Origin of the sequence: Legionella drancourtii LLAP12 (assembly GCF_000162755.2) — a bacterium.
Lineage (GTDB): Bacteria > Pseudomonadota > Gammaproteobacteria > Legionellales > Legionellaceae > Legionella > Legionella drancourtii.
In genome coordinates this window covers 69100-71002 of record NZ_JH413805.1, presented here as the reverse complement: position 1 = coordinate 71002, position 1903 = coordinate 69100, and the positions used below count along the sequence as shown (strand labels likewise).

Below are 1903 nucleotides of genomic sequence, written 5' to 3'. Positions count from 1 at the left end.
GCTACTCGACAAATTGAAGCAAGATAATACGCCGCTAAGATTACAGCTTCCTTTCTTTGATTTTCATGAGCATTAAAGTACAACGATGATTTTAATTTCCGTGTAGTGTTTGCTTAAAATTGAGGCAGTGCAATTACATGCCTTGGCTTTCTATCATTGATTCTGGGCGTCGGTATCGGAATGAATCGGAGGTATTTATTCGCTCAATTAACTCCGGAATTTTTAAGCGTTGTGCGGTTGCTATCATCTCTTCATAATTGTTATCGGTTTTTAACAAAGGTTTTGCCCAAAAGTGAAATATATCATCAATTGGAAACATGTCTTTTAATTGATCGCATTTTTCATGAATCAAGATATTAACGGCGCACGAAACCAACCATGCAGTAGCATGTGCCTCTCCTTTAGAAACTTTTAAAATAGCCGTGGGGGTAAGAATTTTATCTTTGTTAAAAAGACGTTTTGCAGTTTTTTCTAACAACTCTGATTTATAAGTAACAGTGAATAAGAGCTTAAAAATTTGTTGAATCTTAAAGGAGGAATCGGCCTCGCTAAGTTGAGCGTTTTTTTGTTTGCGTATATAGATTTCCTCGCGATCAACAGAAACCCCATTGGGGGCATCAATTCCCATTTTAATATTTCCATCTTCACCCGTTAAAAAAGGGGTAATCAAGATTTTTTGATTGTTTTTGATGAGGGTGAGAGGGTTTTCAAATGCGACGTAGCAAATTTCCATTTTAAGTTCTCGCTTTAAATCAATGATGCAACAATTCTTCATGCGTGCATTCTAAAAAATAATCTCATCAAATACAAATAATTGGGCATTATGAAATAGCTCTGTTGTAAAAAGGAAGGAAAGTTTATGCTTGAATTTAAGTTTATTAAACAAGCTCCAGATACGCTCAACGAAACCTGCTTCTTAGCAATGAAGGGTGGTTACTCGACAAGATTGTAGGTTCATCTAGAAGCATGGATGGTGGTATCAGAGCACCGCAGCTCTGGTTGGTGACCTGTGTCACACGGGGGTTGAAGTCCAGTGTCGAGTAACCAATTGGTCTATAATTTTTCTAAATTCATAATGCATCACAATTTATAGTCTAATCATACTAATTTTGTAATATCTAGGTGGTTAATGTCGTTACTATCCTGATTAGGGAATTAAATTGAGAGTAAAACATGTACCATCTTAGTAAATGCACATGGTTTCTTTTAACTATTTATTGAATGATAGCTTCAAGGTTCCTGGAACCACAGCTATGTGCTACAATTTTGACAATCTCTTAATTAGATAGCCTAAGCTCTTGTAATGTCTTATGGTATTAAGAATATTCTCTTATTTTAGTAATGGTGAGTATAAGGTAGAATTATGAGTAAAATTACTTCTTTTTTGATTACTATATTAGTTCAATTTATTATTGCTGGGTTTGTTTTCTTAGGGTTTTTACTTGATCCGTTAATAGGCGTTTGGATTGTTGGAATTTATTTTTTTGTAATAGGATCTTTCTTGATGTATTATTTTTTTTCACACAAGTCAACCTTGAAGAAGTAGAGGGTCGGCCGGGATTCTAACGAAAAGGACCGTTTGGTGATTATTTTTAGCACAACATACTTTCGATCTTGAATTTGTTATTGATGAAAATCAATCAACAATCTGATGTTGTTCGATATTAAAAGCTGGATTGCACGAAATACTAAGTGTTAAGTTACCTTCCCAGTAAAATTTTTCACCCGCCTCAATTAATACCACGTCGCCAACATTAAGTAAATATTCAATATTATTAACGACTACTTTTCCTGTCCCATTTTGGACATAAACTAGCTCTTTGCATTTTTTGTTCATGGTAATCCCCCCGAAAAATAACTGATGTCAAAAGTAGAATTTTCTCGTACCCTATGACGAAGGAGA

2 protein-coding genes are annotated in these 1903 nt (G+C 34.7%); both read right to left on the bottom strand.

From position 1 onward, the window contains the following. Nucleotides 1-133 precede the first annotated feature (133 nt). Nucleotides 134-733, bottom strand: coding sequence for a carbon storage regulator (locus LDG_RS18845; RefSeq protein ID WP_083821378.1), 600 nt, complete (start codon nucleotides 731-733; stop codon nucleotides 134-136). Nucleotides 734-1636: 903 nt separating this feature from the next. After that, nucleotides 1637-1837, bottom strand: a complete 201-nt coding sequence (locus LDG_RS03865; RefSeq protein WP_006869845.1) for a cupin domain-containing protein — start codon at nucleotides 1835-1837, stop codon at nucleotides 1637-1639. Between the last annotated feature and the right edge of the window lie 66 nt (nucleotides 1838-1903).

Coding starts and splice junctions, on each gene's coding strand:
- LDG_RS18845 (WP_083821378.1), bottom strand. CDS start 733: ATGGAAATTTGCTACGTCGCATTTGAAAACCCTCTCACCCTCATCAAA.
- LDG_RS03865 (WP_006869845.1), bottom strand. CDS start 1,837: ATGAACAAAAAATGCAAAGAGCTAGTTTATGTCCAAAATGGGACAGGA.